This is a genomic window from Micromonospora sp. NBS 11-29 (genome assembly GCF_002140155.1).
GTDB lineage: Bacteria > Actinomycetota > Actinomycetes > Mycobacteriales > Micromonosporaceae > Micromonospora.
Genome location: NZ_NAPR01000004.1, coordinates 189,995 through 196,376, shown reverse-complemented (window position 1 = coordinate 196,376; position 6,382 = coordinate 189,995). Strand labels below are relative to the sequence as shown.

The 6,382-nt window shown below is 75.6% G+C and carries 3 protein-coding genes and 1 pseudogene; 2 read left to right on the top strand and 2 right to left on the bottom strand.

The genetic code is table 11. The annotated features are described in order from the left end of the window. A pseudogene (mycP, locus tag B1205_RS04930) lies at nucleotides 1–1,066 on the bottom strand (type VII secretion-associated serine protease mycosin); the annotation flags it as partial. A gap of 149 nt (nucleotides 1,067–1,215) precedes the next feature. Between mycP and B1205_RS04925 the strand changes: the two are divergent. Both B1205_RS04925 and B1205_RS04920 read left to right on the top strand, forming a co-directional pair. Next, on the top strand, nucleotides 1,216–4,653 hold the full coding sequence (locus B1205_RS04925) for an SseB family protein (protein ID WP_140157976.1): 3,438 nt from the start codon (nucleotides 1,216–1,218) through the stop codon (nucleotides 4,651–4,653). Further along, a complete protein-coding gene (locus tag B1205_RS04920) occupies nucleotides 4,650–5,015 on the top strand; it encodes a hypothetical protein (protein WP_089154535.1) in 366 nt (121 codons plus the stop codon). Before B1205_RS04925 ends, B1205_RS04920 begins: the two co-directional genes overlap by 4 nt. A 1-nt stretch (nucleotide 5,016) precedes the next feature. Here B1205_RS04920 and B1205_RS04915 read toward each other — a convergent pair whose 3' ends face one another. After that, a complete protein-coding gene (locus tag B1205_RS04915; RefSeq protein WP_089154534.1) occupies nucleotides 5,017–5,949 on the bottom strand; it encodes an alpha/beta fold hydrolase in 933 nt (310 codons plus the stop codon). Between the last annotated feature and the right edge of the window lie 433 nt (nucleotides 5,950–6,382).

Genomic DNA, 6,382 nt, shown 5'->3' with positions numbered 1-6,382 from the left:
GGCGGGCCACGGTCGCCGGGTCCGGCCGGTCCGCCGGGAGCGCGGCACCGGCCCGGGGGCGGGTGTCCGTGCCGCCGGGCGACTCGGTCACCGCGCGGTACGGGTTGAGCACGCCGGCGCCGTAGCCGGCCTCCCGCCCCGGAGCCGGATCCGCGCCGGCCACGAGTCGTCCGGCGACCTCGGTCGCGCTCAGCCCCGGGCGATACTGCCGCACCAGCGCCGCGGTGGCGGCCACGAACGGCGTGGCATAGCTCGTCCCCTCCGCCCGGTGGTGGCCCTGCCGGGGCGCCGCCATCAGCACCTCACTGCCGGGAGCGACCAGGTCGACGTACGGGCCGGTCTGGGAGAACGCCGCCCGCATCCCGTCGCGCCCGATCGCGCCCACGCCGAGCACCCCGTCGTACGCCGCCGGATAGGGCCGGGGGTCCCCGCTGTCGTGCAGGTTGCCGGCGGCGGCCACCACCACCACGTCCCGCCGCACCGCGTAGGCCACCGCGGCGCGTACCGCCGGGTTGTCCGCGTACAGCACGACGGAGAGGTTGAGCACGTCGGCGTCGTGGTCCACGGCCCAGCGGACGGCCCGGGCGAAGCCGGCCGCGTCGACCGTACGCCCCGACTCCCGCCCCTCGACCACCTGCTGCTCGCTCACCCGTACCGGCAGGATGCGCGCGTCCGGCGCCAGCCCACGGAACGCGACTCCCGGCCGCGGTGTGGCGGCGATGATGCTCGCCACCCCGGTGCCGTGCCCGGCGCAGTCGCGGGTGCCGTCCCCGCCCGGGTCGAGGAAGTCGGCCCCCGCGAGCACCCGGCCGGCGAGCTGCGGGTGGGACCGGTCCACCCCGGAGTCCACCACCGCCACCACCACGCCGGCGCCGGTGGCGAGCGGGGCGAGCCGGTCCGGCGCGTACCGTTGCTGGGGCCAGGGCTGCCCGGTCACCGGTCGGGCCGGCGCGGGCGGCACGGCGCAGCCGGACGGCGCGCGGGCCGCCGCCGGTGCGGTCGGCAGGACGGTCACGAGGAGGGTCGCCAGCGCGGCCACACCCGGCCGGGCGAGGGGCCGAGACATCGACGACCTCCGTAACGTGTCGACTCCGGAACGGGATGTTAGCGCCTCGGCCGGGTCACGGCCGACCGTCGATGGCCAGCCATTGTGATCCTGTTACCACCTTGTAGGTTGTAGGCGATGCCTGTGGCCTGTTCGCGGAAGGAGTGGCCGTGACCGGATGGGAGCCGGCCACCGAGGCCGAGGTGGCGATGCGGGACGCGCTGCGAGCGCAGGACCAGCAGCAGTACTTCCGCGCCCTGACCCGGGTCGACCTGGTGCTACCGGTCGCCGGCGGACCGGCCGGCGGGTGGGGCACCTGGACCTCCGGCGGACGGACCCATGTGCTGGCCTTCACCTCCGCCGCCGCGCTGCGCGCCAGCCTGGGCGAGAACGCCGGCGCCACCCGCCGCGTGCCGTACGCGGAGTTGGCCGCGGTGTGGCCGAACCAGGAGTGGTGGTTGGCGGTCAACCCGGGCCTGGCGATCGAGGGTTACCTGCCCGCCTGGTACGTCGCGCAACTCGCCCGGGGCGACGTCCGGCTGCCCGGCCGGACCATGGGTGCCCGGGCCCGACTGGAGCGGGTGGAGAGCGCCGCCCGGGCCGCCCGCAACGGCATTCCCGAGCCGGCGCCGGAGGCACCGATGCCGCCGGGTCGCGGCGGACGGGTGGCGGAGACCGACGAGCCCGCCACCGTGCCGATGCGCACCACTCCTCTCCTTGGTCGCCGGGTGCCGACCGCGCCGTCCCGCCGCCCGGCGACCGGCGACCGGGCCGCCGACGGTTCCGACGCGGATGCCCTCGACGGTTGGCTCACCGATCTGCGCCACCGGCCCGACGAGCCGGACCCCTTCGCCGCCGGTCGTGCCGCGCCGGTCGACGCGCCGCCGGCAGGACAGGCTCCGCCGCCGGCCCGGTCCTTCTTCGAACCCACCTCCGGCCGTTCCAGTCGCCGGTCCTCCCCGCTGGACGCGCCGCGCCGGGCCACCGAGCGGGCGACCCCGCCGTCGCGGTTCGCCGGCGGCCAACCCTTCCCGCGCCGCCGGCCGCTGAACGAGCCGGTGCCCGAGGACCCGACCCGCGCGTTCCCGCTCGGCGCCGACGAGCCGACGCCGGCGCCCCGACCGGCCGAGCCGGCCCCACCGTTCCGACCGGCCCGTCCACCCGAGGACGCCGACCGGGTGCTGCCCCGCCGGCACTCGGGCCCGCCCGCGCCCGCATCGGACGAGTGGAGTGGGGCAGCGACGCCGGACCCCGGCGCGTCGCGCTGGCAGGCCCCGGAGGACCCGGCGGAGGCGCTGCCGCCGTCGATCGCCGAGCCGGTGTCCGCGCCGCCCGCGCCGCGCCGGGACTTCACCCCGATCGTCATCGAGGGCACCGTCCTGGAGGCCCGCGACCTGACCGAGCCCGCGGCGACCTGGTCACCGTCATCCGACCCGACCGGGTACGCCGTCCCGGTCGCCACCGCCGCCGGCGCGCCGGCGGCCTGGGCGGGCTCGACCGAGTCGACCCTGCCGATCGGTCCGCCGGTCGACCGGGCCGCCGCGCCGATCCTGCCCCCGCCCGCCGAACCGGCGTCCCCGGTGGTGGAGCCGGCGACGTCGGTGTTCGAGGCGGAGTCGCCGGTGGTGGAGCCGGTGGCCTCGGTGTTCGAGGTGGAGTCGCCGGAGGGCGAGCCGACGGTGGCCGTGCCCGGGGTGACGCCGGTGTCGGGCGGGGTGGACGACCGGACCGTGTCGCTCGGCAGCCCGACCGGACCGGCGAGCGAGCCGACGGTGTCGCTGTTCGAGCCGACCACGCCGTTCCTACCGGCGGCGGCCCCGGACGAACCGACCGCGGTGACGCCGGTGACGGAGCCCACCACGGCCCCGTTCGACACGCCGGGCTCGTCGGACGAGGTCACCACGTCGTTGTTCGGGTCGGGTTCGTCGGATGAGCCGACCACGTCCTTGTTCGGCCCGGTGTCACCGGACGAGGCCACGACACCGTTGTTCCCGCCGGCGCCGTCGGATGAGCCGACGGCCTCGTTGTTCGGGCCCGGGTCGTCGTCGGATGAGCCGACGACCTCGTTGTTCGGGCCCGGGTCGTCGTCGGATGAGCCGACGACCTCGCTTTTCGGGCCCGGGTCGTCGGGGGACGAGGCGACGACGTCGCTGTTCCAGCCGGTGTCGTCGGGCGAGCCGACCGTGTCGTTGTCCGATTCGGGCTCGTCGGAGGACGAACCCACCGCGTCGTCGTTCCGGCCGGCGCCCTCGGACGATGAGCCGACGACCTCGTTGTTCGGGTCGGGTTCGTGGGATGACGAGTCGACGGTGTCGCTGTCCCGGCCGGCCGTGAGCGAGCCGACGGTGTCGCTGTTCGGGTCGGTGTCGTCGGGGGACGAGCCGACGACGTCGTTGTTCGGATCGGTGTCGTCGGAGGGTGAGCCCACCGCGTCGTTGCCGACGTCGGGTTCGTCGGAGGGCGAGCCCACCGCGTCGTTGCCGACGTCGGGTTCGTCGGAGGATGAGCCCACCGCGTCGTTGTTCCGGCCGGCATCGAGTGAGCCGACGGTGTCGCTGTTCGAGCCAGGGACTCCGGGCGAGCCGGCCGCGTCCCTCGACCGGCAGGCGACGTCGCCCGCCGCCCCCGCCGCGCCGGAGTTCGTGCCGGCGAACGAGGTGGAGGAGGAGCTGCTGGCCGCGACCGGCAGTGGGAGCACGGACGGCTTCCTCACCACGCTGCTGCTGGCCCGGGTGCTGCTGCCGGTCGCGCCCGACTCGGTGCCGGGCAGCCGACCCGGTCACCCCGGCTTCGTCTGGCGCACCGAGTCGGTCGACGGCGGGACGTACGTGGTGGTGTACACCTCGCCGGAGCGGCTCGCCGAGCACGCCGACGGGCCGGTCGACACGGTACGGGTCAAGTTCGTCCAGCTCATCCGCCGGTGGCCGGACGTGACCTGGTCGTTCCTGGTGAACCCCGGCAGCCCGGTCGGCGCGGCGTACCCGGGGGAGCAGGTCCTCGCGCTGGCCAACTGGGCGGCCGAGGTGGGGCTCGGTGACGACCCGGAGACCGAGCCGGAGGCGTCCACCACCGGCCCGGAGTCGGCCGCCGGCCTCCGGTCGGACGCGCCTGCGGTGACGCCGGGCCTTCCGGTGACCATGCAGAAGGCGATCGCCGCGAGCCAGCTCGCCTACTACCTGGAACGTGGCTACGACCGGGTGTCCGGCTTCGTGCACCGGGCCGGCGAACTGGCTCACCTGCGCACCCCGGCGCAGCTGTACGACGCGCTCGGCCTCGGTCATCCCGCCTCCCCGTTCTCCCGCGACGACGAGGAGATCCACCTGCTGCGCTGGCCGGCGTACCGACCGAGCCTCTACCGGATCCCCTACGGCGGGCAGACCCAGGCCGCGATGCGGGCGATGGAGGGCTGGGTGATCGAGCGGCCACCGTTCCGCGGCAACGGGTTCGCGCCGGGGGAGGGCAGCGACGTGATCGCCGAGTTCAAGGTGGACAGTGCCCGGCTGCCGCACGGCGCCGAGCTGTGGCGGATCGGTGCCGACGGCGACTCCCGGCTGGTCGCGGTCCTGGACACCGACGCGCTCGTCTGGCGGAAGGCGGACGAGGCGTGAGCCGCGACGGCTACGTGGCCCGCTGGCGGGGCCGGGAGTACCAGGCCAGCCCGGACGGGGCCGACGTCCGCCTCTACCAGCCCGGCCCGGACGAGGGCTTCACCGAGGTACGCCCCGGACGGTACGTCCGGGTGGTGCCGGCTGTCGAGGTCGAGGACCTGGCGTACGTGCGGACCACCTGCACCTGGCAGGGGCAACCGTTCATCGTGCTCGCCGAGCACGATGGTTGGCTGCGGGTCGAGTACACCGGGGGCCGCTGGCCGGTGGCGGAGGCGATGGGGCTGGAGGCGTTCGACTTCGGCGTCTACCAGGGCTGGGCGCCCGCGGCCGAGGTGGCCGACCTGGGCGAGCAGCGGGTGTGACTCAGGACTTCACCCACCGCAGGATCTCGCCCAGCACCACGTCCCGAGCCTCGACGTGCGGGAAGTGGCCCACGTCGTCGAGCAGCCGCCACTCGTAGGGCGCGCTGACGTAGCGGCCGGAACCCTGCGCGGTGCGGGGCAGTGAGGCCCGGTCCAGCGCGCCGTGCAGTTGCAGGGTCGGCGTGACCAGCGGCCGCTGCATGAGCTTCACGAACCGGTAGCCGTGCAGCCGCAGCACCGAGCGGAACGCCCAGCGGTAGCCCTCCATCGCGCAGAAGGCGGCCTGCGGGATCTGCATCGCCACCCGGCAGCACCGGGCGTAGCCGGCGAAGTCGGCACCGGCCACCCAGCGCGGCCCGCCCCACCGGCGCAGGATCTCCTCCACCTCGGTGGCGTCGTCCCGGGTCAGCACATGCTCGTAGCGGGGGAGCTGGAATTTCAGCGTCGCGGTGGCAGAGGTGAACTGGCCGCGCGGGTCGGCGAAGATGGCGGCGCGCAACCGGAGCGGATGCGGTGCGCCGAGCACCACGAGCCGGCGTACCAGGGTGGGGTGGAACGAGGCGGCGGTCCAGGCGATGAGCCCGCCCACGCCGGTGCCGACCACGGTGGCCGATCGCTCACCCAGCGCCCGGATCAGGCCGGCCACGTCCGCGGCGAGCGTGTAGCCGTCGTACCCCCGGGGTGGCTTGTCGCTCGCGCCGTAACCCCGCAGGTCGACGGCGACCGCGCGGAAGCCGGCGTCGGCGACCGCCGGCAGCATCTCGTGCCAGGCGTACCAGTGTTCCGGGAAGCCGTGCAGGAACAGCACCATCGGGCCGGTGCCGGCCTCGACGACGTGGAACCGGCTGCCGTTGGCCCCGACGAACCGGTGCGTCCACGGCCCCTCGGGCAGGACGCAGGACTCGTCGGCGAATCCGCCGCGCTGGTCGGTCATGGGGCACAGCCTAGGGCCGGTGGCTGCCCGTCGGGCTTGCAGGTGCCCAGGATCAGGGGTTTCTCCGGGACGCTCGGCGCGCGGTCAGCCGACGCGCTCGATGCGCAGCAGCCCGACCAGCCGTCCGGGCCCGCAGTCGACGCCCTCCGGCGGCGGGCCGATGGTGACCCGTACCCAGGTGCCGTCCGGCCAGGTCCCGTGGCCCGCGCCGTGCAGGGCGTACTCCCGGCCGTCGTCGGTGACCAGGGTGTAGCAGGGACCGTCCCCACCGCGGATGATCCGCCCGGCGAGGACGTTCGTCCGGCGGCGGTCGGTCGGGTGCCTCGGCGGACCGGCGGGCGGCCGCAGCGTCGGCAGGTCGGTCGAGGGGCGCGGGGGTCGGCCCGAGGGCGCGGCCGGGGTGTCGGCGGGCATCCGGTTGGGACGCGACGCC

Excerpts from the sequence above, each read along its gene's own strand:
- B1205_RS04915 (WP_089154534.1), bottom strand. The coding sequence starts at position 5,949 with ATGACCGACCAGCGCGGCGGATTCGCCGACGAGTCCTGCGTCCTGCCC.